29 protein-coding genes are annotated in these 24,779 nt (G+C 55.0%); 17 read left to right on the forward strand and 12 right to left on the reverse strand.

Going from position 1 to position 24,779, the window contains the following annotated elements:
* Positions 1–247: 247 nt before the first annotated feature.
* Positions 248–1,609 (reverse strand): esterase-like activity of phytase family protein, encoded by a 1,362-nt coding sequence (locus CBW22_RS02155; RefSeq protein WP_141097282.1) that lies wholly within the window; start codon positions 1,607–1,609, stop codon positions 248–250.
* 287 nt (positions 1,610–1,896) lie between these two features.
* On the opposite strand from CBW22_RS02155, the gene CBW22_RS02160 reads away from it, so the two are divergent.
* The 6 genes from CBW22_RS02160 to CBW22_RS26590 all read left to right on the forward strand — a co-directional run bounded on the left by CBW22_RS02160 (position 1,897) and on the right by CBW22_RS26590 (position 5,032).
* Complete coding sequence (locus tag CBW22_RS02160; RefSeq protein ID WP_058769665.1) at positions 1,897–2,478, forward strand: response regulator transcription factor; 582 nt, start codon at positions 1,897–1,899, stop codon at positions 2,476–2,478.
* Between the two features lie 228 nt (positions 2,479–2,706).
* Positions 2,707–3,219, forward strand: a complete 513-nt coding sequence (locus CBW22_RS02165; protein ID WP_021506315.1) for a GNAT family N-acetyltransferase — start codon at positions 2,707–2,709, stop codon at positions 3,217–3,219.
* A gap of 275 nt (positions 3,220–3,494) precedes the next feature.
* A complete protein-coding gene (locus tag CBW22_RS02170; protein ID WP_021506316.1) occupies positions 3,495–3,662 on the forward strand; it encodes a general stress protein in 168 nt (55 codons plus the stop codon).
* Positions 3,663–3,848: 186 nt separating this feature from the next.
* Positions 3,849–4,046: a hypothetical protein gene (locus CBW22_RS25910; RefSeq protein ID WP_031279223.1), complete on the forward strand. Its 198-nt coding sequence runs from the start codon at positions 3,849–3,851 to the stop codon at positions 4,044–4,046.
* Entirely contained in the window at positions 4,046–4,831 is a 786-nt protein-coding gene (locus CBW22_RS02175) for a hypothetical protein (RefSeq protein WP_021506318.1), read from the forward strand. The genes CBW22_RS25910 and CBW22_RS02175 overlap by 1 nt, the downstream gene beginning before the upstream one ends.
* A 78-nt stretch (positions 4,832–4,909) precedes the next feature.
* Positions 4,910–5,032, forward strand: a complete 123-nt coding sequence (locus CBW22_RS26590; protein WP_254919460.1) for a hypothetical protein — start codon at positions 4,910–4,912, stop codon at positions 5,030–5,032.
* A 47-nt stretch (positions 5,033–5,079) separates the two neighbouring features.
* Here CBW22_RS26590 and CBW22_RS02180 read toward each other — a convergent pair whose 3' ends face one another.
* On the reverse strand, positions 5,080–7,431 hold the full coding sequence (locus CBW22_RS02180) for a phosphoketolase family protein (protein ID WP_088515890.1): 2,352 nt from the start codon (positions 7,429–7,431) through the stop codon (positions 5,080–5,082).
* 282 nt (positions 7,432–7,713) lie between these two features.
* Between CBW22_RS02180 and CBW22_RS02185 the strand changes: the two genes are divergently transcribed.
* On the forward strand, positions 7,714–8,013 hold the full coding sequence (locus CBW22_RS02185) for a hypothetical protein (RefSeq protein ID WP_176428071.1): 300 nt from the start codon (positions 7,714–7,716) through the stop codon (positions 8,011–8,013).
* Between the two features lie 193 nt (positions 8,014–8,206).
* On the forward strand, positions 8,207–8,407 hold the full coding sequence (locus CBW22_RS02190) for a hypothetical protein (protein WP_088515891.1): 201 nt from the start codon (positions 8,207–8,209) through the stop codon (positions 8,405–8,407).
* A 31-nt stretch (positions 8,408–8,438) separates the two neighbouring features.
* Here the strand turns inward: CBW22_RS02190 and CBW22_RS02195 are convergent, their stop codons facing one another.
* From CBW22_RS02195 to CBW22_RS02220, 6 genes are all read right to left on the reverse strand, one after another.
* On the reverse strand, positions 8,439–8,705 hold the full coding sequence (locus CBW22_RS02195) for a biofilm development regulator YmgB/AriR family protein (protein ID WP_058757637.1): 267 nt from the start codon (positions 8,703–8,705) through the stop codon (positions 8,439–8,441).
* A 53-nt stretch (positions 8,706–8,758) separates the two neighbouring features.
* Positions 8,759–9,049 carry a hypothetical protein gene (locus CBW22_RS02200; RefSeq protein WP_088515892.1) on the reverse strand — a complete coding sequence of 97 codons (291 nt, stop codon included), beginning with the start codon at positions 9,047–9,049 and terminating at the stop codon, positions 8,759–8,761.
* 164 nt (positions 9,050–9,213) lie between these two features.
* Positions 9,214–9,459, reverse strand: a complete 246-nt coding sequence (gene ycgZ, locus CBW22_RS02205; RefSeq protein WP_021506325.1) for a regulatory protein YcgZ — start codon at positions 9,457–9,459, stop codon at positions 9,214–9,216.
* A gap of 474 nt (positions 9,460–9,933) precedes the next feature.
* Complete coding sequence (locus tag CBW22_RS02210) at positions 9,934–10,119, reverse strand: general stress protein (protein ID WP_072209941.1); 186 nt, start codon at positions 10,117–10,119, stop codon at positions 9,934–9,936.
* Positions 10,120–10,395: 276 nt separating this feature from the next.
* Positions 10,396–10,857, reverse strand: a complete 462-nt coding sequence (locus tag CBW22_RS02215; protein ID WP_021506327.1) for a DUF421 domain-containing protein — start codon at positions 10,855–10,857, stop codon at positions 10,396–10,398.
* 12 nt (positions 10,858–10,869) lie between these two features.
* Entirely contained in the window at positions 10,870–11,376 is a 507-nt protein-coding gene (locus CBW22_RS02220; RefSeq protein ID WP_088515893.1) for a hypothetical protein, read from the reverse strand.
* A 232-nt stretch (positions 11,377–11,608) separates the two neighbouring features.
* Here CBW22_RS02220 and CBW22_RS02225 point away from each other — a divergent pair, with 232 nt between their 5' ends.
* The 5 genes from CBW22_RS02225 to CBW22_RS02245 all read left to right on the forward strand — a co-directional run bounded on the left by CBW22_RS02225 (position 11,609) and on the right by CBW22_RS02245 (position 14,665).
* Positions 11,609–12,100: a nicotinamide-nucleotide amidohydrolase family protein gene (locus CBW22_RS02225; RefSeq protein WP_058769659.1), complete on the forward strand. Its 492-nt coding sequence runs from the start codon at positions 11,609–11,611 to the stop codon at positions 12,098–12,100.
* Between the two features lie 317 nt (positions 12,101–12,417).
* Positions 12,418–12,585, forward strand: coding sequence for a general stress protein (locus CBW22_RS02230; protein ID WP_021506330.1), 168 nt, complete (start codon positions 12,418–12,420; stop codon positions 12,583–12,585).
* Positions 12,586–12,742: 157 nt separating this feature from the next.
* On the forward strand, positions 12,743–13,216 hold the full coding sequence (locus CBW22_RS02235) for a YciE/YciF ferroxidase family protein (RefSeq protein WP_021506331.1): 474 nt from the start codon (positions 12,743–12,745) through the stop codon (positions 13,214–13,216).
* A 27-nt stretch (positions 13,217–13,243) separates the two neighbouring features.
* Positions 13,244–13,759, forward strand: coding sequence for a ferritin-like domain-containing protein (locus CBW22_RS02240; protein WP_021506332.1), 516 nt, complete (start codon positions 13,244–13,246; stop codon positions 13,757–13,759).
* 36 nt (positions 13,760–13,795) lie between these two features.
* On the forward strand, positions 13,796–14,665 hold the full coding sequence (locus CBW22_RS02245; RefSeq protein WP_058757631.1) for a manganese catalase family protein: 870 nt from the start codon (positions 13,796–13,798) through the stop codon (positions 14,663–14,665).
* Between the two features lie 239 nt (positions 14,666–14,904).
* On the opposite strand, the gene CBW22_RS26235 is transcribed toward CBW22_RS02245, so the two are convergent.
* Both CBW22_RS26235 and CBW22_RS02250 read right to left on the reverse strand, forming a co-directional pair.
* Positions 14,905–15,081 carry a hypothetical protein gene (locus CBW22_RS26235; RefSeq protein ID WP_021506334.1) on the reverse strand — a complete coding sequence of 59 codons (177 nt, stop codon included), beginning with the start codon at positions 15,079–15,081 and terminating at the stop codon, positions 14,905–14,907.
* A gap of 95 nt (positions 15,082–15,176) precedes the next feature.
* The gene (locus CBW22_RS02250; protein WP_088515894.1) at positions 15,177–15,740 is read right to left on the reverse strand and encodes a hypothetical protein; all 564 of its coding nucleotides are present in this window, start codon (positions 15,738–15,740) and stop codon (positions 15,177–15,179) included.
* Between the two features lie 456 nt (positions 15,741–16,196).
* Between CBW22_RS02250 and umuC the strand changes: the two genes are divergently transcribed.
* From umuC to dcuR, 4 genes are all read left to right on the forward strand, one after another.
* Entirely contained in the window at positions 16,197–17,465 is a 1,269-nt protein-coding gene (umuC, locus tag CBW22_RS02255; protein ID WP_021506336.1) for a translesion error-prone DNA polymerase V subunit UmuC, read from the forward strand.
* 156 nt (positions 17,466–17,621) lie between these two features.
* Positions 17,622–18,158: a peptide-methionine (S)-S-oxide reductase MsrA gene (msrA, locus tag CBW22_RS02260; protein WP_088515895.1), complete on the forward strand. Its 537-nt coding sequence runs from the start codon at positions 17,622–17,624 to the stop codon at positions 18,156–18,158.
* A gap of 114 nt (positions 18,159–18,272) precedes the next feature.
* On the forward strand, positions 18,273–19,907 hold the full coding sequence (locus CBW22_RS02265) for a sensor histidine kinase (protein ID WP_088515896.1): 1,635 nt from the start codon (positions 18,273–18,275) through the stop codon (positions 19,905–19,907).
* Positions 19,900–20,619 carry a two-component system response regulator DcuR gene (gene dcuR, locus CBW22_RS02270; RefSeq protein ID WP_021506339.1) on the forward strand — a complete coding sequence of 240 codons (720 nt, stop codon included), beginning with the start codon at positions 19,900–19,902 and terminating at the stop codon, positions 20,617–20,619. Before CBW22_RS02265 ends, dcuR begins: the two co-directional genes overlap by 8 nt.
* On the opposite strand, the gene CBW22_RS02275 is transcribed toward dcuR, so the two are convergent.
* Positions 20,613–21,578 (reverse strand): FAD:protein FMN transferase, encoded by a 966-nt coding sequence (locus CBW22_RS02275; RefSeq protein ID WP_088515897.1) that lies wholly within the window; start codon positions 21,576–21,578, stop codon positions 20,613–20,615. The genes dcuR and CBW22_RS02275 overlap by 7 nt on opposite strands.
* A 50-nt stretch (positions 21,579–21,628) precedes the next feature.
* On the reverse strand, positions 21,629–24,409 hold the full coding sequence (locus tag CBW22_RS02280; protein ID WP_021506341.1) for a flavocytochrome c: 2,781 nt from the start codon (positions 24,407–24,409) through the stop codon (positions 21,629–21,631).
* Between the last annotated feature and the right edge of the window lie 370 nt (positions 24,410–24,779).

A 24,779-nucleotide genomic window follows, 5' to 3' on the forward strand; every position in this document is an offset into this window, starting at 1 on the left:
TCCTGAGAGTCAGTCTGCCTTATCACAGGAAATGACGCTGCCGTTTCAGGCCATTTAATGGCTGTGCGCTGTGTCAGGGTAAATTTATCAGGCGATGTCTCTTAATCACCTGAGCAATAGCCACCTTGAGTTTCCACATCCTGTTAAACACGAGGCCGCGATGACCTCCCCGATGACACAACGGGGGGGCATTCAGCCTTTAGCATTTTCGTGCTGGCACCGGTGTTCAGCGCCAGCACGGCAGCCTCTACGGTTTCACCGGTTCCGCCAGCGTTATGATAAACAACTCACTGTCCGAGCTGGCTTTGTCCAGCGGTTTCACGCTGATGGTGGTGGCAACCGGCTTATCATCTACCGTCAGCTTCCCCTGGTCGTTGACCCGATAATCCTTGCGCTTCTTACCTTCCACCGGATTTTGCAGCACCATTTTCACGCCGAAGTCATTGTCATTGATGACCGCCAGTGTGTTGCTGTCGATCAGCGCCAGCCCTTCGGCCTTCTCCTGCTGCCAGCCGAGTTGACGCAGATCCACCACCCGCGTTTTCGTTGCCAGCACGATGCCGCGCTGCGCCAGCGTTTTTGCGTCATCAAACTCCGGGTAGTCACCGGCCTTATCGAATGCGGCCAGATCGCTAGCCTGGCTAAGATCCACCTTATAGATAAGGTTACGCATCGCGTCGTCTTTGTCGCTGCCCTGCTCAATCAGCAGGATGTGCTGATTATCGATCGCCACGATATCGCCAATTTTCGCGTCGCTGTTTTTACTGTACGCCTCGCTGTCGATAGGGTAACCATACATCGCGGTTTTCCCGGTGGCCGGATCGAAGCTCACCAGGCGGGTAAAGCGTGCCTGCTTTTTACTTTTCCCGTTGATATCCAGCGTACTCTGCACCGCGGCGATGATGCGTCCATCCGGCATGCGCGTGATCCCTTCAAAGCCACGATTTGGCTGACGCCATTTAAGAACGTTCGGCAGACCACCCGCGATCGATTTTTCCCCTTCCATGGCCTGCGGCCCGTGAATCGCCAGAATTCTGCCCTGCTTATCAACGTTAATCAGGAACGGACCATACTCATCGCACAGCCAGTATCCGCCCTTCCCGTCCAGCGTAATGCCTTCCGTATCCAGACCCCGGTTATCGCCCTGCAGCACGTGCAACTTATCGCTTAGCGCGATCTCATTGGTTGACCCGATGACGCCATTCTGCAGCGGCAGGCCGTTAATATTGCCCTTTGCGTCGTGCAGCGGTCGGGCGTCCGTCGCCTGGGCTTTGCCGTTCTTCACCTGGATATTCATCAGCAGCGGCGCGAAGTCCGGCGTGACGAAAATTTTCGACTCCTGTTTACCCATGTCAGGCGAGTCGGCATTCGGTCCGCGATCGGTGACGGTCACAAAGTTGAGCGTATCTCCCTGCCTGCCGGTAAACAGCAAACCGGAACCGATGCCTACCGGCAAACCCTCCGGAAACGCGCTGGCGAACGCACCGCTGTAGCTGACGCGCGTCCCCTGAGGAAAAGTGACGCTATAGTGTTCGGTTGGCGGCTGCGCCGCCAGCGTGGATAACGAGAGGGTACAACCGAGAATCAGGGGAAGCGTTTTTCTTTTCATATTATTCATGTCCATACAGAGGAGCTGACACCCTAAAGACTAAAAATGACAGGAAAATGAAATGGCAGAGCAACAGTGGCGGCTGACATCATCCCGGGCGATCTCCCCGGTTCGCAACCGTACCGGTTTTGCTTCATTCATCAGGAACCGGCTTTCCTGTTGTCCCCCTGCAGCTCAGCCCTGCCAGACATTTCTCAGCCTTTTCCTACAACCTGACGCAGGCCGTCTGATATCGGCTCAGCGCGGTTTCCGTTCAAATGGGTTAACCGCGAGCACAGGAGGAAACAATGCTGAACATCTTCACTATGGATAGCGACCGCTGGATTACGGAAGGTCTGCGCCTCTACTTTTCCGGGCAGATGATAAGCTGCCTGACGCTCACCTCGCCGGATGACCCGATCCCTACCGGACGCGGGCGTAACGTGGTGATCAGCGAGCTGCATTTTGCCAGTAAAAACCTTGAAGAGACGCTGCGTAGCCTGCTGCTGATGCAGCTCAAAACACCGGGCGTCGAGCTGGTGATTCTCACCGACATCAGCGATGAAGCCGTGCTGAATTACGTCGCCCGCCACCTGAAGAAAGCGCTGATCCTGAGTAAAAAATGCCCGCTGGCGACGCTGGTCAGTGCGGTGCTGACGCCGGAAAACGTTGCTGCAGTCGCCGTACCGCACGGCAACGCCGATGTGCTGACCGAACGCGAGTTCACGCTGCTGCGCTGGCTGGCGGGTCCGCGCCGCATGACGGAGATCGGGCATGCGCTGCACCTCAGCAATAAGACCATCAGCCACTACAAGAACACCATCTCACGCAAGCTGGGCTGTAAAAACCACATGGATTTTTACCATCGCCTCACCAGCTACGGCTTTTAATTCGCGCCTCCCGCCTCAATTCTGGATGTTCAGCCCGCTGGACATCCTGCGCCTGCCTCCTTTCCTGTTAAAAAATCAAGACATTCAGCCAACTTCCTTACCGCAAAAGGGATGACACCCGGTTTGATTCGCGCATAATGACGGGTCACCTGTACGGGCAGGATGCCCGCTGACACCCCCACTCTGCCGTAACGCAGGATAAAACATAAAAACTGAAGGAAGACTGGCATGGAATTCACCATACGCAACGCGCAGCCTGATGATGCTGAACTGCTGCATCAGCTGGGGCGCATGACCTACAGCGCCCACTTCAAACATATGTGGGTCTCCGAAGCCGAGCTGGATGAATTCATCGATAAAGAGTACGGCCTGGCCGAACTGCGCAGCAGCCTGGTGGCCCCCAACGAAAGCTGGCTGATTGCCGAAACCAACAAACCCATCGGCTTTGCCAAAGTGACCTGGAACACGCCGGTACCGGACTCCGGCATGAGCGGTGCCCAGCTGAATAAGCTCTACCTCAATCCGCAGGAAACCGGTAAAAACTATGGCCGGCGCATGTTCGAAAGCATTATCCACGCCGCGCGCGATAAGCAGGAAGGCTATCTGTGGCTGGAAGTGATGGGCGAGAACGTGCGCGCACGCAAATTTTATGAAGCCTTTGGCATGCAGCACATCAAAGACATTCCTTTTATTACTGCTTCGCAGCAGAGCATCCTGCAGATTTTAGGCATGGTTATTTAGCGTGGCTCACGGCGCCGGGTCAGCTGTCTGGCCCGGCCGGTTGGGTGCACTGGAGTGTTTCATTTTATTACTTCACCGCCGCAAAAAGTTTAAATAAGCGCAGCGACAACGCAGAATTATTGTTATTTCAACAAACTAAGATAAAAAATAAAAACGCGCTTTTTATGCGCCGTCACGCTTGCAGAAATAGCACCAGCGATTAGTATTAAATACGCAACACGCACATGACAGCGCAACAACGTCATGTTATTTATTACTCATGAAGAGGATATATTATGACTCAGCATCGAGGCGGTTCAGGTAATTTCGCAGAAGATAAACAGAAAGCATCAGAAGCCGGTAAAAAAGGCGGACAGCACAGCGGCGGCAACTTTAAAAACGACCGCGAAAAAGCGTCCGAAGCCGGTAAAAAAGGCGGTCAGAGCAGCAATCGCGGCTCGTGATTTGCCGGCCAGCACAGGATGAGGCGGCCATGGCGCAGGGAGCGCGCCGTTACCCCCCGGATTATTGTCTTACCCTGCGCTGACTTTCCTCACGTTTAACAGATAACTCTGAAACCGCCTGAATCTGGCAGAAAACGTTATATGATCAATTAACTATTTATTGCCTTACAGGAACAGCCTGACGTGATATTGCGCTATTTTACCTCTCTTTTTTCCAGTCCGGAATCATTACTGCAGGTAATGAGCCGCCAGGATATTCGTGAATCCATTCAGGAAGGTGACCGGATTATTATTGACGAAGACGGTAACGCTTCGGTTAATCCCCTCAGTCCACAGGTACAGCAGGACTTCGCCGATCATATTAAGCGCTTAAAGGATATCTGATGGGAACCGCGATATTTATGGTGCTGATGGTCTGCGGTTACTGGTACACCAGTCGCGATATGTCCAGCCGACTGAAAATAAAACGATCCTTTGGCTGGGACGTCTATTTTCTCATTGCGCTGTACGGCTGCATTTTTGTCGTTCAGGGCGTGGTCGCCACCGGCCTGGTCTGGCTGCTGCTGCTGGCGGCCTCGGCCATCAATAACAGCCTGGCACTGTCTGCCGATCTCCATGCGCGCTGGCACGTCGATTTCATGACCTGGAGTTTTCTTGGCATTCAGGCACCGGTGGTGATCATGCTGGCGTTTGCCGTGCTGTTTTGTGTGTATCGTTCCAATGCCGGCAGCGCGCGGCTGACCGCCGGCAGTCGCAAAGAGCTGTATCAGCGCCTGTCGCGCTCTAACGGTATTGAACAACTGCTGCTGCACTGCATGGAAGAAGGTGAACTGGCCTGGGTCACGCTGAAATCGCGCCGTATCTATATCGGCATGATTCATGCCGCCACCTTTGAATATCCCAGCACCGCCAATATCGTGCTGATTCCGATGCTCAGCGGCTACCGCGATTCGCGCACGCTGAATCTGGCGATTGAGCATAACTACAGCCGCTGGTATCACCAGCACGAGATTAGTTTTGTCTCCAAACCCAAAAGCGCGCTGGAGTTCCGTAAGGTATTGATGGTCGACCAGATTGAAAGCCTGTCGCTGTTCGATCCGGCCAGCGCCAGCGCACTGGCTATGGGGAAACATCAGCAAACTGAGAAGCGGCAGAATGTTCCGGGCTGAGCCGCGCAGCCGCCCTTTACATCCGCGCAGCTGGCAACGGTGGCGCGGGTTCACTTGGTAACCGTTAAGGAGTATACAATGACCGATCGTCCCGTTCACGGCGACCAGCCGGATTACGATCCGCGTAAAAGCAGCCCCGAGCCGAAGCCGAAAGATGACGAAACCAGCGCGCCTGAATCCGGGGATAAACAGGCCGAATAAACCATAAACCGCCTTCTCAGGCGGTTTTTTTTCGCGCCCGGGCGGGGTTAGCCCGGCCACAGCCAGTCACGCACTTCCGGCACGTCTTCACCGTATTCGCGCACATAGCGATGGTGTTCCGCGATGCGCTGCTGCAGATCGTCGAGCAATTCAGGATGGCGATCGGCCAGGCCCGGCACGTGCAAAATTGCCGCCTGCGCCAGATGATAGCGGTCCAGTTCGTTGAGCACCGTCATATCAAACGGCGTGGTGGTGGTGCCCTCTTCGTTAAATCCGTGCACATGGAAATTGGCGTGATTGCTGCGCTGATAAGTCAGACGATGAATCAGGCTGGGATAGCCATGAAAGGCGAAAATCACCGGTTTGTCGCGGGTAAACAGCGCATCGAAATCCTCTTCCGACTTGCCGTGCGGGTGCTGCTGCTGCGTCTGCAGCGCCAGCAGATCCACCACGTTGACCACGCGAATGCGCAGCGTGGGCAGGTAGTTTCGCAGTAGATCCACCGCCGCCAGCGTCTCCATGGTGGGCACATCGCCGGCGCAGGCCATCACCACGTCCGGCTCGCCGTCATCGCTCGCCCAGCGCCATTCGCCCATACCCGCCTCGCAGTGGGCAATGGCGCTGTCGATATCCAGCCACTGCGGTGACGGCTGCTTGCCGGCGACAATCACGTTGATGCGATCCCAGGTGCGCAGACAGTGATCGCCCACCCACAGCAGGGTGTTTGCGTCCGGCGGCAGATAGATGCGCACGATATCCGCCTTTTTATTCGCCACGTGATCGATAAAACCGGGATCCTGATGGCTGTATCCGTTGTGATCCTGGCGCCAGACGTGTGAAGACAACAGATAGTTGAGCGACGAAATCGGCTGGCGCCAGCCCAGTTTGCGCGTCACCTTCAGCCATTTGGCGTGCTGGTTAAACATCGAGTCGACAATATGGATAAAGGCTTCATAACAGTTAAACAGCCCGTGTCGTCCGGTCAGCAGATAGCCCTCCAGCCAGCCCTGACACTGGTGCTCGCTGAGAATTTCCATCACCCGGCCGTCACGCGCCAGCTGCTCATCATACGGTTCGATGTCCGCCATCCAGCTGCGGCTGGTGACATCAAAGACCGGCGTCAGGCGATTCGAGGCGGTCTCATCTGGCCCGAACAGCCGGAAGTTATCGGCGTTGCGCTGAAAAATCGCGCTGAGGTAGTGGCCGAACTGTTTAGTGGCTTCGCCGCGCTGGCTGCCCGGCGCGCCGGTGTCGAGCGCAAACTCGCGGATGTCCGGCGTGTTGAGCGTGCGTCGTAGCCGGCCACCGTTGGCATAGGGCGAGGCGCTCATGCGTTTATCCCCCCGCGGCGCCAGCGCACGCAGTTCCGGCCTAAGTTTACCCGCCTCGTCAAACAGATCCTCCGGCTGATAGCTGCGCAGCCACTGCTCTAACACCTGCCGATGCGACGCGTCTTCGCGACACGCCGCCACCGGCACCTGATGCGCACGCCAGAAATCTTCCACCTTTTTACCGTCCACCTCTTTCGGGCCGGTCCAGCCCTTCGGGCTGCGCAGCACAATCATCGGCCAGCGCGGGATCGTCTGCTCTGCCTGGCCACTGCGCGCCTGCTGCTGATAAGCGGCAATTTTATCAAACGCGTTATCCAGCGCTGCCGCCATCTGCTGATGCATGTCGGCCGGCTCGTGCCCGCAGACAAACAGCGGCTCATAACCGTAACCGCTGAACAGCTGCTGCAGATCGTCATCACTGCTGCGCCCCAGCAGCGTCGGGTTGGCAATTTTGTAGCCGTTCAGATGCAGAATGGGTAACACCGCACCATCACGCTGCGGATTGAGGAATTTAATGCCGTGCCAGCTGGCGGCAAGCGGCCCGGTTTCGGCTTCGCCGTCACCAATCACGCAGGGTACGATCAGCTGCGGATGATCGAAAACCGCGCCAAACGCGTGCGACAGCGAATAGCCCAGCTCGCCGCCTTCATTAATCGAGCCCGGCGTTTCCGGTGCCGCATGGCTGGGAATGCCGCCAGGAAACGAAAACTGCTTAAACAGGCGCTGCATGCCTGCAGCATCTTCACTGATGTGCGGATAGATCTCGCTGTAGCTGCCTTCAAGCCAGCTGTTCGCCACCATGCCCGGACCGCCGTGCCCCGGGCCACAGACGTACAGCAGATCCACCTCGCGCTGGCGGATGATGCGGTTGAGGTGCGCATAGATAAAGTTCAGGCCGGGCGTCGTGCCCCAGTGGCCAAGCAGTCGCGGCTTGATATGCCCGGGCTGCAACGGTTCGCGTAACAGCGGGTTGGCCATCAGGTAGATTTGCCCGACGGACAGATAATTGGCGGCGCGCCAGTAGCGATCGATCAGCGCCAGTTCATCGGCGGCACTCGGATTGGTCATGCCCTCTTCTCCTTTGGTTAGCCATCAGTTAACCCTAATAGAGGATAGGCGATGCTGCGAGCCAGACGGTATTTCTGCGCTGCCGCTATTAGCCGCTGCGCTTATTCAATCTTTCACGCAAATATAAGCGCAGCGGTAAAAGCTGTACACGTAAATATTTTTTTCATTTTGTGCACTATTTAATGGGTCGTGACCCGCAAAACTGGCGCTTTTTCGCTTTTGGTCTATTGTGCCTTTTACAGGTAATACCAGTAGAAAATAGAAAAATAAAAGGATCCTAAAATGGACTATAAAATGTTCGCTAACCGACTGCAGCAGTGGCCGCAGTTACATTTTACGGCGATTGAACTGCAGCAACGCGAGATGGCCTGCGAGATCTACGCCACGGCAGCTGAGCACCAGACCATGAGCCAGCTTTTTATTTGTCGCGCCAGTGACGAAAAAAATGCACAGGAATTAATCAGACAGTACCGCAGCTGGCTGCATAAATTTAATCTCGGTCGCAGCAGGCGCGATAATTCCCGCCCGCCGCGCAGCGTGTCGGTGAATGTTCCGGGCGCAATAAGCGCAGCGTTAAAATAGAGTTATCGGTGTGCTCAACCATTTTTTAGTTGCATGAATCTGCTTCAGCAGCGTATTACTATTCGCGCAGCGTGATAACACCTGGCAATCTGTCTGACTAATAATCTGTGCCATTTTCACTGACAGCAGAAAAAGGTGTTGGGTTGTTATCACCTGTGCAACACTGTACGGATATACAAGTCCCGGAGGTGACGTGAAACAAGTTAACCGTCCTGCACCGGATCTGTATGCGCTGATAGGCATCGCGGTGACGGAATTTATCAGGGAAGGTAGGGTGTTCAGGATACATGACGTGACGCAGGTGCTGCACACGATGAAAGCTGACGCGCGTGATGAGGATTTCCGGCATCGCTGCGATGCCGCAATAAGGCTACTGGCAGATCTTATGCACTGAACCGATCCCCGCCTGCGCGGGGACCTCTGCGTCAGGCGTCGTCTGGCGTATAACCCACCACAATTTCCAGCGTTCTGCGCAGCACACTTGCCTGCGCTTCATCCTGTGTCGCTTCCAGCGCCATAATCAGACAAAGAATGATGGATTTGTTACTGACGCGGCCTTCACTGGCCAGCACGCTACGAATGATATCATTCAGTACCGCGGCTTCTTCACTCAATGCCACTCCGGCATCGCGAAAATGCGCCGCCAGTTCCGTGTCCGGCAGCGCAGAATAGAGAGAGTGATTCTCCGACATCGTTCTTTTCCCGTACTGTGAGCAATACAGTCAGATTATAATTTAACGGTCAGTTAATGCTTGCGGCTGCCGCCAGCCTGACCGTTGTGGCCAAACAGTGGATGCACGTTATCGCGATCCGGTTGTTCGCCACGCCGCTTTTGTCCAGCCGTTATGCTCGACCGGACTTCATCGATTGCCGTGCGAATCGCAGCCGCCTGCGCATCATCGCTGGCCTGCTGCTGCATAATGTGGAGCTCATCCAGCAACGCCTGGGTGGTGACTGGCCCGGAACGCTGCAGTAGCGTTAACGCCGCTTCGCCGATGATCTCATCAATAAGAGTCTGATGTTCGCTTCTGTTCATATCATAATAAATCTCTGCATGCTGCCTGCCCCAACCGGGAACGCGACAGAAAAACAGCGCCGCTATCCCGCGGCGCGATACAGCCCGTCACAAGTCATACATGCAGTGATACGTTATCAGAATGGCGTTTTCGTGTGTACAACCTGGACGCTTTCGCTTCGCTCTCAGCTTTCGCGCTCAAACAGCAGGCCAATCAGCTGGTGATAGTGGTGCTCTTCTTCCGTGGTAGAAGCGAGCTCCAGACGACGCAGCAGCTTAGTACACAGCGATTTACGGTTCAGATTACGGCCTTCACGCAGGATTTCGACCACGACCTGGCCCAGCGTCTCCTGCTGCGAAGGCAGCGTGGCTTTGCTAAAATAGTTGGCAATCGCCTCGACTGAGTTCGGAGTGTATCCGTTCTGGCGCATAAGTGACTCCCGTTAACATTAAGTTGTCAGAAAAATGTTCTGGCTAAGTTGTACAAGTTTTTCAAAATCTGTACAAGAGGATAAACAACTGAATGGGGGATTTTTGTTGCAAAAAGTGCTACCGAAAAGTTATTAACCCGCGCTTAAAGTGAAATTTTTTAACATCGCCGCTGCCCGATCAGGTCCACCTTAATAATGAGTCGCTGGCGTATTGCGTCATTATCAGTGCCACCGAATCTGCCTGTCGCTTATTTCCTCTCGCGCTAATAACTGTTACTGCTGGTTGCAGCCGTTGCGCTTAATATGCACTGCTGCATGTAATTCTTTAGTACCCTGCGGCGCGGCCGCCGATAATATAAAATGCGTGCGGCGCAATGGTTCACTCCCTGAATTGCGCCGCTGCGTTAGCGATTAAGACTGCCTGCATGGCAGCTTAAGGATTACGCTGACTGCATTTACCTTAAAGAAGGCGGTTTAAGCTTCCGCCGTTGCGGTTTTGCCGCGACGACTCACTTTTCCACCGCGCCTGCCCGCTTCTACTGCCCTTTCGGGACAATTTTTAAAATTCCCGCTGCTGACGCTGCCGCCTTTTTTACCCGCTTCGCGAGCACGCTCGGTATTTTCTGCAAAATTACCTGCACCACCACGTCGTTGTGTCATATGTCACCCCATTGATTAAAATAATTAAGCAGTTAAACGACAGAATATCTCCACACAGAAACAATATGGATGGGATTGGCGATAAAACAACATTTAATATGCATATTTGCGCGGGCGAAAAGCCATGCGTAAATGGTTATTTTCACCGCTGCGCTTATAGCGGGTTGCTTGTAAAGATTTTTTTCTCAAACTTGTACAAAATAATTTTAGTGGTATAAAATCAATTAATTAACAAAAGTGTGACCTCCATCACAAACAAGTATTGAGTGGTTATTGCTATTTTTCAGTTTTATCTGAATTTTCCGGGATGATGGAAATATGACCGCTAACTTCCAGCACCGCGTATTTAATTTGATCGATGCGTTCCAGCCCCTGCCCTGAACGGGCGGCTTCGAGGATATCTTCCCGACTGATGCCCGACATTTTTAGCCGCTGCGTTAATATCCGGCCATGCTCCACCAGAATCAGCGGCCCACCCTCCGCCATTTGTTCAAATAGCGGGAAGCGCGCTTTGAGTTTGCCCAGCACGATATCAATGGTGATTAAGGTAATGATGGTGAGGCTGGCACCGGTAACGGAAAAGTCATCACCCAGCAATGCCTGCTGTGTGGCTTCGCTAATAATCAGCAGCAGAATCAAATCGAATGAGGTCATTTGCAGCAGCGTGCGTCGACCGGCAATTTTAAATACCACCATTAACAACAGATAAATGGCGGCTGCGCGTAGTACCGTTTCCATAACGCTCTCCTTTTATGGGTAAATCCACTGCGATACCTTTACCGGTACCTGGTGATTGACGTGCACGCTCAGCGCCACCCGCCCCGCCGCCTGCGGCTGAATCCCCAGCCAGATCACATGGCCTTCTGCCGCCTCGCTGGCGTAAGTCAGCTGCAGCGTGTTATCCCGCGTAATGGCCTGTTGTGGCTGTGGCTGTAGCGTCTGAATCTGCAAATCGTCTAACGCGCCGCTGCCCAGCGTGACGGTGAAACGTTCGCCGCTCTGCGGTGCCACGCGAATCCGCAGGTTCATATTGCTGTCGATGCGACCAAAACGTTCATAGCGCAGGCTGACGGAACCATCAGCCGACTGCGCCTGCCCGTCACTTAATATGCCTTTGGAAAACAGCCCGCAGGCACCCAGGATCACAATCACTATCAGCACGTATTCACCGATACGCTGTATAACGCTCTCCCTGCGTTGCCAGCGCATATCCTCCTGTACCGGATAATCACGGCTGGCTAACTCATCTTTCTTCATGGCGTTATTCCTCTTACAGTTAATTAGCTGACATCTTATCGCTACGGTTATTTCCTCTTCGTCCTGAATTTTAAGCTTAGCGGTAAACGCCGGGATCCTCGGTAACAGTTTAATTCGGCTAAGCAGCGGTGCAGAAATTACGCCTATAATTCGGATGCCCGCCGCTGGCAATGCCTGTGAGCAGCGCCAGAGACGGCGTTTATTAATTTCACTCTGACAAGGAATACAGAATATGGATGAAGAACTGGTTAATTTAGCGACCGAAGTGGGTAATAAATTACTGGCCGCCGGCCTGAGCGTCACCACCGCCGAATCCTGCACCTCTGGCTGGGTCGGTTCCGCGCTGGCGGCCGCCAGCGACAGTAGCCGCTTTTACAGCAGCGGCTTTATTACTTACACCAATCAGGCGAAGCAGCGCGTGCTGGGCGTCAGCGCGGAGACGCTGGCGCGTGATACCGCCGTCAGTGAAGCCGCGGTACGGGAGATGGCCTGCGGCGCGAAAAAGCTCTCCGGGGATACGCTGGCTATTGCCGTCAGTGGCTATGCCGGCCCGGACGGCGGTGAGGACGGCACGCCAGCCGGCACCGTGTGGTTTGCATGGTGCCTGGCAGATGGCAGCGTGCACACCAGCCGGCAGTGGTTTTCAGGTGAAGGTGAAGAAGTGGTGCGCAAAGCGACCCTTTTTAGTCTGGCGGAATTGAACCGTCTGCTCGACGCTATTTAGCGCCGCTTCGCCGTTCAATGATTAAACGTAAATAAATAAGCCGGGCGGATAGAATTCCCACCGGAGGAAAATGTGTTGAGCACAAATAATCATCAGGCAGGTTAAAAGCGAGACCGTAATATTTACCGGCTCGCTAAAAATAGCGTGGTTATTTTACGCCACAATCTCCAGCCTTCTCATCCATATAGCGTTAGCGAGGCGTGAAAAATATAGCCGTCGCGCTTGTCAGTGAGGCAGCCTGCATTAGTATTAAGTGTGCAAAACATGCATGGCGGCAGATGCGTCATGTTATTTATTACTCATCACGAGGTAATAGTATGACAGAGCATAGAGGCGGTTCAGGTAATTTCGCAGAAGACAAAGAGAAAGCATCTGAAGCGGGTAAAAAAGGCGGACAAAACAGCGGCGGTAATTTCAAAAACGACCGTGAGAAAGCGTCCGAAGCCGGCAAAAAAGGCGGACAGAATAGCCATCGCGATTCCTGATGCGCTGTAACGCAGAGTTAGGAATGTCTCGGAGCAGGGAATGCTCCGTCATCAACAGGATGATAGGGATTTATTGCTTCGTTTCATTCCCTCTCTTAATCGCGTTATCACTTAATGGCTTCAGCCTCCCGTTAATCACCGATTCGGAGAATATTCCATGAAAGTTAAATCGCTACTCGATCTTTTTATTCACGATCTTTCGGACGTTTACAGCGCGGAGAAACAGATTACCCGTGCGTTACCCAAACTGGTCCGGGCAGCCTCCGATGAAAGTTTAAAAAACGCTTTTCAGCAACATCTGGAAGAGACCCAGGGACAAATTGAGCGCCTCGATCAGGTCGTAGAGAGCCACGATGAGCTGCGCATCATGCGCATGAAGTGCCATGCACTGGAAGGCCTGGTAGAAGAAGCGCAGGAGCTGATTGAATCCACCGAAGCCGGCCCGGTGCGCGATGCTGGCCTGATCGGCGCGGCGCAGAAGGTTGAGCACTATGAAATCGCCACCTACGGCACGCTGGTGGCGATGGCGAAAAAGCTGGAGCTGAACCAGGCCGCAGAGCTGCTGGCCGCCACATTAGCCGAAGAAAAATCCACCGATGAAAAACTCACGGATATCGCGGAAAAGCAGTAACGCGACTGCCGTACAACGGAGGTAGATATGACGACCACATCCGCACTTTCGCATTATCACGACTGGCTGCGCGACGCTCATGCCATGGAAAAACAGGCCGAAACCATGCTCGAGCAGATGGCAAAACGCCTGGAAAACTACCCGCAGCTGCGTGCACGCATTGAGCAGCACATCGAAGAAACCCGCCAGCAGCAGTCTTTGCTGGAATCCATTCTCGACCGTCACGGCATTTCCCACTCCAGCGTAAAAGACGTTATGGGGAAAATGGCCGCTATGGGCCAGGCCTTTGGCGGCACCTTCGCGGAAGACGAAGTGGTGAAAGGCGCTATCAGCGGCTACGTGTTCGAGAATGCCGAGATTGGCAGCTACACCAGCCTGATCAGCGCCGCCACGCGTGCCGGGGATCAGGAGAGCGTGGCCATTCTCAAACAGATCTGTGAGCAGGAGATCGCGATGGCGGACTGGATGTTAACGCACATGCCTGAACTGACCGATCAGTTCCTGCTGCGCAGCGAAGACCCGGACGCGAAAGCGAAACGCTGATTTTCTCTTTTCGTAAGAGACTTTTTGAGGTGAGCTATGTTTCGACACGTTAAGAAACTGCAGTACACGGTGCGCGTCAGTGCGCCGAATCCGGGCCTGGCCAATCTGCTATTAGAGCAGTTTGGCGGTCCGCAGGGCGAACTGGCCGCGGCCATGCGCTATTTTACCCAGGGCCTCGGCGATGAGGATTTAGGACGCCGCGACCTGCTGATGGATATCGCTACCGAGGAGCTCAGCCATCTTGAGATTATCGGCTCGCTGGTTGGCATGCTCAATAAAGGCGCCAAAGGCAAGCTGGCCGAAGGCACTGAAGAGGAAGGCGAACTGTATCGCTCAATCACGGGTGCCGGTAACGATAGCCATCTGACTTCGATTCTTTACGGCGGTGGCCCGCCGCTGACCAACTCCGGCGGCGTGCCGTGGACCGCGGCTTACGTGGATACCATCGGCGAAGTGACGGCGGATCTGCGTTCTAATATCGCCGCCGAAGCGCGCGCCAAAATCATCTATGAACGTCTGATCAACGTCACTGACGATGTCGGCGTGAAGGATGCGTTAGGCTTCCTGATGACGCGTGAAGCTGCGCACCAGCTTTCATTTGAGAAAGCGCTGTACTCTATTCGCGACAACTTCCCACCGGGCAAGCTGCCGCCAATTGAGCAGTATGCGCACAACTACTACAACATGTCAGAAGGTGATGACGTGCGTGGTAGCTGGAACTCCGATGACAACTTCGATTATGTGGCCGATCCGCAACCGGCGGTGGATGGCGGCGATGGTCTGCCTTCTGTGACGCTGTCGCCGGATGAGCAGCGCGACATTGACGCGCTGGCCGCACGCACCGCATCCGATCCGCTGATCGATCCGATTACCGGAGCGGAAGCAGGCAGCAAGAAGGCGCCCTGACGTTCAGTCAGACCAGGCAGTGACACGTTTTTTTCTCGCGCAGTAACTGGCCCCTGGCCCACGGCGTTTCCCTGAGGGGAACGCCGTTTTTTTCGTCCGGTTGTAATAAACTCTTCCGAACAGCTTTCCGCCGGGATGTGTTTATACCTGTGTCCGGCCTGCTAAAAACTCAGGCATGTAAAGCAAAAAAGCTCCCGGGACAGGAGCTTTGATTCTGCTAACGATGCGATTGCATATTGTTAACTGGCGATTCGTGCCTTCGCTGATGGCTTCTCCGGACCAATAACGTCCGCGTCTTTTTCTGCAAAACCTACTCTGGCAAGCTTCGCACCATCAATGGAAGACCAGAAAGCGACTGAACGTTTGGCAGCAGTCATCGCCCTGGATGTATCAATTTTTTTACTTTGCTTAATCATGATGCCTCCTGAAGTTCCTGCTGTGATCATAATTTACCCTACCCTTGTTTATTTATCAAACAGGATGCTGAACCCCTGCATTGATTCACTTTTCCTCAAAAAAACCGCCTCACTTTCTCGCGTATTTTATCTTGTATTTCTTCTACCGATGAGGACATTTTATCAGGAGCATCAAATATGAAAGCAAACCCATACGATCGGTATCGGGACTGAGCCTCGGGAACAGGGTCGCAGATATGCACGTCATCCAAACCCACCATTGCACAAAAAGTCGTGGCATATACCAGCGCTATAATAAAGACTTTACCTGATAATGATGTCTCTTTATCAGCAATAAAATTTTCCAGCATACAAATAGCAAACTCGTCACGCAGCATGTCATATTTACAAATAATAACAGCATGCAGTGCCTCGGGGCCTGCATAGTCAACGACCTTGAGGCTTATATCTAATATCCCTTTGTCATTTGCTGTCCCCTGGTAGCGCTCCATTCCCCACGCCCAGTTGAGCTTACTCCCCGTAACGCCTGCGGCAAGGGATTGCTTATCCGCTTCGCTCAATACGTCTGTGGTGATATTTTTCCAGTTAAAGCTTTTAATAATACGTTGCGTTAAGTTGAGACAGTAATCGTGAACTTCCTGTATTGATAAATCGCTCACACCTATAGCCTTGCAACCGAATAAATATAGAACTATTTTAAGATAAACACATCCTGATTTAGATGATCGGAATCAAATGAGACCTTGAAATTAAATTCAGCGAGAGGTAAGTAAAAACCTTATTTATTTATATTACTTATACTGCCAAAAACGTTGAGCAAAATAGCGTTACTTTACTTTTTAATCTCACGGTTAAGTGGGTTTATGGTTTACTACTGATTATCCTTCAGACTGTTAATTTTTTCACAGGAATGCATGCGACCAGGCAGGCTTGCTGGCGTTTCGACGCATTAGACTGGGATACGGAAATGTCATAAAAATTTCGTCTCTCAGAGACCGGTCAGTTAGCAACTTGCTCCAGCTCTCACATTCGGCAATGCACAATCCTGCCGCTTGATCTTTACCACGCCTCTGGCACATACTGTTTTTATATACAGCATTTTCAGGGTGCCGATGATGTATGCATTGGTCGACGTAAACTCTTTCTACGCCAGCTGCGAAACCGTGTTTCGCCCGGATCTGCGCGGCAGGCCGATCGTGGTGCTGTCAAACAACGATGGCTGCATTATCTCGCTGAGCCGCGAAGCGAAGGCGCTTGGCATCAAAATGGGTGCGCCCTGGTTTAAACATCGCGACGAGCTGATGCGTCATCAGGTGGTGGTGTTTTCATCTAACTATGCGCTGTACGGCAACATGTCGGCGCGCGTGATGGAGACGCTCGACCGGCTGGCACCGCGCGTGGATGTCTACTCGATTGACGAGGCCTTTCTTGATGTCAGTGGAATTGAAGGCTACACCTCGCTGACGCGCTTTGGACAGCAGGTACGTGACTGCCTGTGGAAAGAGACGCACCTGAAAGTGGGCGTCGGCATCGCGCCAACGAAAACCCTCGCCAAGCTGGCTAACTGGGCGGCCAAACGCTGGACCAAAGCCGAAAACGTCATGGACCTCTCTGATCCGGCGCGCCAGCGCGGCCTGATGCAGCGGGTGGGCGTAGAGGAAGTGTGGGGCGTCGGCCGCCGTTTATCGAACAAGCTGAACCTGATGGGCATTCAAACCGCCCTGCAGCTGGCGGAGACGCCCACTGCGCTGATCCGCAAGCATTTTGGCGTGGTGCTGGAGCGCACCGTGCGCGAGCTGCGCGGCGAACCGTGCCTGGCGTTTGAAGAGGTGATTCCGCACCGGCAAAATATCCTCTGCTCGCGCTCGTTTGGCGATCGCATTACCGATTATCAGGATATGCGCGAAGCCATCGCCAGCTATGCGGCACGCGCAGCGGAGAAACTGCGCAGCGAGCGCCAGTATTGCCGCTACATCGGCACCTTTATCCGCACCAGCCCGCACGATCCGCATCAGCCCTACTATGCCAATGCCGCCAGCCAGACGCTGATTACCCCTACCGCCGACAGCCGCGACATTATTCAGGCCACGCTCAACTGCCTGGATCGCATCTGGATCCCCGGCAAGCGCTACCTGAAAGGCGGCGTAATGCTGGGCGACTTTTTCAGCGACGGGGTGGCGCAGCTTGATCTGTTTGCTGACTATCAGCCGCGCCGTAACAGCGATCAGCTGATGGCGCTGATGGATAAGATCAACGCTCACCAGCGCGGTGCCTTGTGGTTTGCCGGTCAGGGCATCCAGAAACCCTGGGCGATGAAACGCGACATGCTGTCTCCGGCTTACACCACGCGTATTAGTGACGTGCCGCGCGTGAAGGCCAAATGATGCTGCATGCGATCAGCCCAGGCCGTTTACGCATGATGAGCGAGCCGCGTCGGGCTAAGCCGCGCCAGGTTGCGCCAGAAATGTTAACAGAAAGCGGCTTGAATTCAGCGTGCTGAACCCCCACTCTAACGCTTTCGCCCTGACAGGAGTAAAACAATGGCAACCGAATATGCGATTATCGCGGGTGGCTGTTTCTGGTGCACCGAAGCAGTATTCAAAGATGTGATTGGCGTCGAGTCAGTCGAAAGTGGTTACACCGGCGGTGAACGTCCTAATCCCACCTACGAGCAGGTGTGCAGCGGCGCGACCGGCCACGCCGAAGCGATTCGCGTAGGCTTCGATCCGCAGAAAGTGAGCTACGGCGATCTGCTGGACATCAGCTTTGCCACCCACGATCCCACCCAGCTGAACCGTCAGGGTAATGATGTCGGCACTCAGTACCGTTCGGCTATTTTCCCGGCTAACGCGGAGCAGGAAGCCGAAGCGATTGCGGCGATTGCCCGCGCGCAGGAAGATCACAGCGAGCCGGTGGTGACCACTATCGAGCCGCTGAAAGCCTGGTACCCGGCAGAAGATTATCATCAGGATTACTGGGATGGCGCTGGTAAGCGCAACGGTTACTGCCTGGCGGTGATCCCGCCGAAGCTGCAGAAACTGCGGAAAAGCTTCGCTAACCGGGTGAAACAGGCTTAACCCGCCCGCTCTCCCCCACGGAAGGTCGTCATCGCTGACGGCCTTCCTGCATTTAGCGCGACCCGCTGCGGATTATCCGTCATAATAGCCCCCCGTTTTCCGCAGAGCACGACCATGATCTCACCACAGCAAGCCACGCCGGTGCGCAGGCGACCGATGAAGCTCAACACCCTGGTAACGCTGATGCTCAGCGCGGTGATTGTGCTGGTGCTGCTGAGCGTACACATGTTTTATTTCTTCCAGATTGGCGCCGCGACGCGCAGCCAGCTGGAGGATAAAGCCATGGCGGTGGCGCGCACGCTGGCGAAATCACCCGAAATTCAGCAGGCGCTGCGCCTGCCGCCCGACCGGGCCGCTATCCAGCCCATCGCCAAAGCGGTGGAAGAGAGCAACCATCTGCTGTTTATCAGCATCACCAACATGGATGGCATCCGCTACTCACACCGTAATCCGGAGCTGGTGGGCAAACACTTTATCGGCCCGGACATCGAACCGGCGCTGCGCGGCAACGAGAATGTCTCCGTGAATCAGGGCTCGCTGGCCAAATCGCTGCGCGTGTTTACCCCGGTGTACGACGCCCAGCAGCGGCAGATTGGCGTGGTGGCTATCGGCATCTCGCTGGAGGCGGTCACCGACCAGATCAACCAGAGTCGCTGGAGCATTCTGTGGACCATTCTGATCGGCACTTTTGCCGGCGCGGTTGGCACCTTTATTCTGGTGCGCGTGCTGAAGCGCATCCTGTTCGGCCTTGAGCCATACGAAATTTCCACCCTGTTTGAGCAGCGCCAGGCGATCCTTAACTCCGTCAAGGAAGGCGTGGTGGCGATGGACGATCAGGGCGAGGTGACGCTGGTCAATCAGGCGGCGCGCCAGCTGCTGAGCGATAAAATGGGCAGCAGCATAGTGAGTACCGCGCGCATTTATGATGCCTCGGTGATCGACCAGCATCTGCAGGAAGTGCTCAACGGCGGTCGCGCACGGCGCGATGAGGAGCTCAACGTCAATGGCCGACTGCTGCTGAGCAACACCGTGCCGGTGCGCAGTCAGGGACGCATTATCGGCGCGGTCTGCACCTTCAGGGACAAGACCGAAATCAGCCAGCTGATGCAGCGTCTGACCGGCATGGTAAACTATGTTGATGCCCTGCGTGAGCGCTCGCATGAGTTCATGAATAAGCTGCATGTGATCCTCGGCCTGCTGCACATGAAAAATTATGCGCAGGTAGAAGCCTATATTCTGAAAACCGCCAATAACTATCAGACGGAAATCGGTTTCCTGCTGGAGAAGATCAAATCACCGGTGATTGCCGGTTTTCTGCTCAGCAAAATTAACCGCGCCTCTGATTGCGGCCATCGCCTGACCATCAGCGATGCCAGTTACCTGCCGGACAGCGGCAACGAGCAGCAAATGGCGGCGCTGATCACCGTGGTCGGCAATCTGGTGGAGAATGCGCTGGATGCAATGAGTGAGCAGACCGAGGGCGAAATCCACGTCATGCTGCACTATCAGAATGGCTGGCTGACCTGTGAAGTGAGCGATGATGGACCGGGCATTGCGCCGCAGCATCTGGCAACCGTGTTCGACAAGGGCTTCTCCACCAAAGGCGAGGATCGCGGGGTCGGCCTGTTCCTGCTGAAACAGCAGACGGAGCACCTCGGCGGCAGCGTCAGCGTGGAGTCCGAGCCCGGCGTGTTCACCCAATTTTTAGTCCAACTTCCGTGGGATGGAGGAACCAAACCGCATGATTAACGTGTTAGTGGTCGACGATGACGCCATGGTGGCCGAGCTGAACCGCAGCTTTATCGGCCAGGTGCCGGGCTTTCACTGCGTGGGTACCGCCGCGACGCTGCAGCAGGCGCGCGAGTTCCTGTTTAATAGCGAAACGCCGATCGACCTGGTGCTGCTGGATATCTATATGCAGCAGGAGAACGGGCTCGATCTGCTGCCGGAGCTGCGCCAGGCGCAGAGTTCAGTGGAAGTGATCATCATTTCGTCAGCGGCCGACGCGGAGAACATCAAAACCTCGCTGCACTACGGCGTGGTCGACTACCTGATCAAACCGTTCCAGTTCCCGCGTTTTGAAGAGGCGCTGACCGGCTGGCGGCAGAAAAAGTCGCTGATGGACAACCAGCACTATTATCAGCAGTCGGACCTCGATCTGCTGATGCACGGCAGCCCGGCCACCCAGCATGACAACAAACGGCTGCCGAAAGGCTTAACGCCGCAGACGCTGCGCACGCTATGTCAGTGGATTGACGCCCATCCCGGCCATGAGTTTTCCACCGACGAGCTGGCGGCCGAAGTGAACATTTCGCGCGTTTCGTGTCGCAAATACCTGATCTGGCTGGCGCAGATTAATATTCTGTTCACCAGCATTCACTACGGCGCCACCGGCCGCCCGGTGTATCGCTATCGCCTGCAGCCGGAGTACCATTCGCTGCTACAGCAGTACTGTCAGTGACGCAGCTGCCAGCTGAAATCCAGCTGGCTGAAGCGGAAATGGCGCGCCGGCGAGCAGATAATCTGCCGATCTCGGGTGACAAACACCGCGTCGATATCAGGCTGGCCGGCGAGATACGCCAGCCCCTGCTCTACGCCCATGCCGTACAGCAGCGTGGTATAGATATCGCCATCCAGCGAGCGATCGGCAATCACCGTCACGCTCAATAACGCATTGTCCAGCGGATAGCCGGTGTGCGGATCAAAGATGTGATGCCAGCAGCGGCCGTCGCGTTCAAAGTAGCGCTCATAAATCCCGGACGTCACCACCGATTTGCCCTGCACCTGCAGCGTACCCAGCAGCTCATCGTCCCGGCCAAACGGTTTCTTGAGCCCGATGCCCCAGCCCTGCGGCTGATGCGGCGGGCTGCCGAGCGTCTGCACATTGCCACCGAGATTAATCAGCGCCTGCGCAACACCCTGCTGACGCAGAAACGCCTGCACCACATCAGCGATGTAGCCTTTCGCGATGGCGCCCAGATCGATCTCCATGCCCGGCAGCGGCAGAAACACCGAGTGCTGTTCAGCATCCAGCACCACCTGATGCGGATCGGTCAGGCACAGCAGCGCCTCAATCTCCGCTGCGGGCGGCACTTCACGTCCCTGAAAACCAATCTTCCAGCGTTTCACCACCGGACCGATGGTGAAGTTAAACGCGCTGTCCGGCAGGATGCTCACCGCGTGCGCCACGCTAATCAGCGCAAAAACCGGCGCGCTCACCACCACCGGATGGCGTCCGGCGGCCTGATTAATGGCCATCACTTCGGATTCGGCGCGGTTGACGGTAAACAGGTTTTCCTGCTGTTTGATCAGGCGAAAGACCTGGCTGGCCAGCGTGGGATTGTCTTCGAACAGTTTGAGCAGAATGGGCGAACCCATGAGGACGGCAGAATAGGAATGGACGCCAGCGTCGCTTGTCATTGTGGCCCCGCAAGAGAACGATGCCCGCAGGGCGCGGGCATCGTGATAGCTTAGTTACCTAACGCCAGTTTAGCGGCATTACGACCCGCTTTGATACCAAAGATAATGATATCGGCGACGGCGTTACCGCCGATGCGGTTCGCACCGTGGATGCCGCCGACCACTTCACCCGCCGCCCAGGCACCAGGAATCACCTGTTTCTGCGCGTCAAGCACCGCGGTCTCGGTGTTGATGGTCACGCCGCCCATGGTGTGGTGCACGCCCGGTGCGATACGAATCGCGAAGAACGGCCCCTGATTGAGCGGATGACGCAGCGCGGTGGCACGGCCAAAGTCTTCGTCTTTCTGGTTAATCACAAACTCATTGTAACGGCCCAGCGTGCTTTGCAGCGTTTCCTGATCCATGTTGAGTTTCACCGCCAGCTCGTGTGGCGTTGGCGCGCTAATCACAAAGCCTTTGGCGATGTATTCGTCCGCCGCTTTGTTGTTGGCACGTACCTGCTCATCGAACACGATCCACGCGCTTTTTTCCGGCAGCGCGATAATCTCGGCAGAAACTTTGTCACGGGTTTCCATTTCATTGTAGAAACGCTTACCGGCCTGGCTGACCAGAATCGCCCCGCCGCCGCGCATCGCTTCGGAAATCAGGTACGAGGTGGTCTGTTCAACGGTTGGGTGAATCTGGATTTCGCCCATGTCGACGGTCTCGGCGCCAATTTTCTGCAGCATGGCGATACCGCTGCCGGTGGCGCCTTTGTGGTTGGTGGTGACGAAACCATCCAGCTCCGGACGGTATTTCACCACCATCTCGCGGTTGGCACTGAAGCCACCGGTGGCCACAATCACGCTTTTCGCATTCAGGATGCGGCTGTCGTTGTACTCATCGACCACTTTCACGCCGGTCACCGCACCGTTTTCAAACAGGATCTCGGCCACTGAGGTTTCCAGCAGCACTTCGATGTTGCGCTGGTTGACGTTTTTCACCAGGCCGCTAATCAGGAAGCCGCCCACCGCCGAGCGATCTTCCGGACGGTGCGTACGGTCAATGCTCATGCCGCCGGTGATGGTGATATCACTCAGCTCAATGTCTTTCGCCGCCAGCCACTCAATGGCTTCTGGCGCACGCTCAACGAACTCACGCAGCAGCACCGGGTTGTTTTTGAATTTGCCGCCTTTCAGCGTTTCCTCGTAGAACAGCTCTTTGCTGTCTTCGATGCCTTTCAGTTTCTGATAACGGGTTTCCGCCGCGTTCATCCCCACCGACGCTTTGATGGTGTTACCGCCAATGGTGGGCATCTTCTCAATGATCACCACGCGCGCGCCGTCATCGTGCGCCTGAATCGCCGCCGCCAGACCGGCCCCGCCGGTACCAACCACCACCACATCGTAATTGACCGGCGCATTCGGATTGCCGCCCTCTTCAATCACATACTCTTTGCTGGAGGTAGTGAGCGCGCGCGATACTGCTTTCTTCAGCGCCTCACTCTGCGTGGTAGCACCGGTGATGGCATCGACGTGCGGACTGTTCGCCACCAGAATACGTTCACGCAGGCTTTCAAAGGTGCTGGTGAAATCGACGTCGAGGTTAGGATCCGGCACCAGCGAGATGTCGGTGATACGGTCGGTGTCGAGCGTCACGTTGATTTTCAGCTTCAGCGCTTCGGCTTCCACTTTCGCCTGGTAAACGCCGGCTTTGTACTTACGATGGCCATCGCTGACGTCACGGATCATCGCATCCACCAGCGAGAAGCGCCACAGCGGTTCCGGAATGGTCAGCGCTTCGCGTTTGGTGCTGTCGATGTACAGATCCATGTGCTCGTTTTTGATGATGCGATCGGCCCAGTCCGGATAGGCAATACAGGCTTTACCAATCGCCACCAGATCGAAGCCCGAGGCCAGCGCCAGTTCGGCATCCTCTTTGTTCACCACGCCGCCAACGCCAATCACCGGCACTTTCGCCAGCGTCGCCGAGCGCTGTTCAATGTATTTGCTGATTAACGGCGTCGGATCCTGGGTGTCGACAATCGACGGACGCAGCAGCTGGCCGACGGAGAAGTGCACGTAATCCAGCCCGCGCGCCGCCAGTTTTTCCAGCAGGTACAGCGTGTCGTCCCAGCGGATACCGGGCACTTCCAGCTCTTCCGGCGAGAAGCGATAGCCGATGATGAAATCCGCTGCGGCGAAGCGCTCCGCCATTTTGTGGGTGATTTCCAGCACTTCCAGCGGGAAGCGCGCGCGGTTGTCGCGGCTGCCGCCCCATTTGTCGTCGCGCTGGTTAGAGTTAGGCGAGTAGAACTGCTGAATCAGGTAGGTGTTAGCGCCGTGGATCTCCACGCCGTCGAAGCCGGCTTTGATGGCGCGGTTCACCGCATCACCAAACTTGGTGATCATCACCTCCACTTCTTCCGCCGTCAGCGCCTGCGGGGTGCTGGCACCTTCACGCGGCGCGGCGATAGCGCTGGGCGCGACCGGGGTTTTCCCGCCGATCAGCGCCGGCTCAACCATGCGGCCGCCGTGGTAAATCTGCAGAATGGCTTTGGAACCCTGGGACTTGATGGCGTGCGCAATTCTGGCCAGGCCGGGAATTTTGTTGTCGCTGTCGATGCCGATAGCGCCCGGGAACGCCGGACCGCGGTTATCGATAAAGGCGCACTCGACGATCACGGTGCCGATGCTGCCGGCACGCACGCGATAATACTCAACGAGATCGCTGGTCACGCCGCCGTCGTAATAGCCGGTACAGGTGGTCATCGGGGCCATCACCAGGCGGTTTTTCAGCACCGCCCCTTTCGGTAATGTCAGCGGATTAAGAATCGGGGTGAGCGTATTCATGATGAGCAACTCCAGAATTAAGAAATCGTGTATTCAATTCTTTGGCAGTTCGGAGGTCTTTATAATTAATTTAAGTGGTCCGACTTCATGGTATAAATATACCATTTTATTTAGTTACATAACCCAGAATGTTAGTTATATAAGTTTTACGCGTGAAAATACTTTTTATTGCTCATTACTGAAATCCGCGCTCCGCTAAGTTTTAACCAATACTTGACAAAAATCAACTTTTTCCTTACATTTAAAACAAATAACGTAATATCAAAGAGATAAAAAGCACCTTTCGCCCGATTCTGGCGGTATTTTTGCCGTTCCGTTCACTTTTAACACATATTTTACACCTGTTGGTTCATTTATTACGGCGCAAAAC

It is taken from the genome of Pantoea sp. VS1, assembly GCF_002207995.1.
GTDB lineage: Bacteria > Pseudomonadota > Gammaproteobacteria > Enterobacterales > Enterobacteriaceae > Pantoea > Pantoea dispersa.

Excerpts from the sequence above, each read along its gene's own strand:
- CBW22_RS02155 (WP_141097282.1), bottom strand. The coding sequence starts at position 1,609 with ATGAAAAGAAAAACGCTTCCCCTGATTCTCGGTTGTACCCTCTCGTTA.
- CBW22_RS02160 (WP_058769665.1), top strand. The coding sequence starts at position 1,897 with ATGCTGAACATCTTCACTATGGATAGCGACCGCTGGATTACGGAAGGT.
- CBW22_RS02165 (WP_021506315.1), top strand. The coding sequence starts at position 2,707 with ATGGAATTCACCATACGCAACGCGCAGCCTGATGATGCTGAACTGCTG.
- CBW22_RS02170 (WP_021506316.1), top strand. The coding sequence starts at position 3,495 with ATGACTCAGCATCGAGGCGGTTCAGGTAATTTCGCAGAAGATAAACAG.
- CBW22_RS02175 (WP_021506318.1), top strand. The coding sequence starts at position 4,046 with ATGGGAACCGCGATATTTATGGTGCTGATGGTCTGCGGTTACTGGTAC.
- CBW22_RS26590 (WP_254919460.1), top strand. The coding sequence starts at position 4,910 with ATGACCGATCGTCCCGTTCACGGCGACCAGCCGGATTACGATCCGCGT.
- CBW22_RS02180 (WP_088515890.1), bottom strand. The coding sequence starts at position 7,431 with ATGACCAATCCGAGTGCCGCCGATGAACTGGCGCTGATCGATCGCTAC.
- CBW22_RS02185 (WP_176428071.1), top strand. The coding sequence starts at position 7,714 with ATGGACTATAAAATGTTCGCTAACCGACTGCAGCAGTGGCCGCAGTTA.
- CBW22_RS02195 (WP_058757637.1), bottom strand. The coding sequence starts at position 8,705 with ATGTCGGAGAATCACTCTCTCTATTCTGCGCTGCCGGACACGGAACTG.
- CBW22_RS02200 (WP_088515892.1), bottom strand. The coding sequence starts at position 9,049 with ATGAACAGAAGCGAACATCAGACTCTTATTGATGAGATCATCGGCGAA.
- ycgZ (WP_021506325.1), bottom strand. The coding sequence starts at position 9,459 with ATGCGCCAGAACGGATACACTCCGAACTCAGTCGAGGCGATTGCCAAC.
- CBW22_RS02210 (WP_072209941.1), bottom strand. The coding sequence starts at position 10,119 with ATGACACAACGACGTGGTGGTGCAGGTAATTTTGCAGAAAATACCGAG.
- CBW22_RS02215 (WP_021506327.1), bottom strand. The coding sequence starts at position 10,857 with ATGGAAACGGTACTACGCGCAGCCGCCATTTATCTGTTGTTAATGGTG.
- CBW22_RS02220 (WP_088515893.1), bottom strand. The coding sequence starts at position 11,376 with ATGAAGAAAGATGAGTTAGCCAGCCGTGATTATCCGGTACAGGAGGAT.
- CBW22_RS02225 (WP_058769659.1), top strand. The coding sequence starts at position 11,609 with ATGGATGAAGAACTGGTTAATTTAGCGACCGAAGTGGGTAATAAATTA.
- CBW22_RS02230 (WP_021506330.1), top strand. The coding sequence starts at position 12,418 with ATGACAGAGCATAGAGGCGGTTCAGGTAATTTCGCAGAAGACAAAGAG.
- CBW22_RS02235 (WP_021506331.1), top strand. The coding sequence starts at position 12,743 with ATGAAAGTTAAATCGCTACTCGATCTTTTTATTCACGATCTTTCGGAC.
- CBW22_RS02240 (WP_021506332.1), top strand. The coding sequence starts at position 13,244 with ATGACGACCACATCCGCACTTTCGCATTATCACGACTGGCTGCGCGAC.
- CBW22_RS02245 (WP_058757631.1), top strand. The coding sequence starts at position 13,796 with ATGTTTCGACACGTTAAGAAACTGCAGTACACGGTGCGCGTCAGTGCG.
- CBW22_RS26235 (WP_021506334.1), bottom strand. The coding sequence starts at position 15,081 with ATGATTAAGCAAAGTAAAAAAATTGATACATCCAGGGCGATGACTGCT.
- umuC (WP_021506336.1), top strand. The coding sequence starts at position 16,197 with ATGTATGCATTGGTCGACGTAAACTCTTTCTACGCCAGCTGCGAAACC.
- msrA (WP_088515895.1), top strand. The coding sequence starts at position 17,622 with ATGGCAACCGAATATGCGATTATCGCGGGTGGCTGTTTCTGGTGCACC.
- CBW22_RS02265 (WP_088515896.1), top strand. The coding sequence starts at position 18,273 with ATGATCTCACCACAGCAAGCCACGCCGGTGCGCAGGCGACCGATGAAG.
- dcuR (WP_021506339.1), top strand. The coding sequence starts at position 19,900 with ATGATTAACGTGTTAGTGGTCGACGATGACGCCATGGTGGCCGAGCTG.
- CBW22_RS02275 (WP_088515897.1), bottom strand. The coding sequence starts at position 21,578 with ATGACAAGCGACGCTGGCGTCCATTCCTATTCTGCCGTCCTCATGGGT.
- CBW22_RS02280 (WP_021506341.1), bottom strand. The coding sequence starts at position 24,409 with ATGAATACGCTCACCCCGATTCTTAATCCGCTGACATTACCGAAAGGG.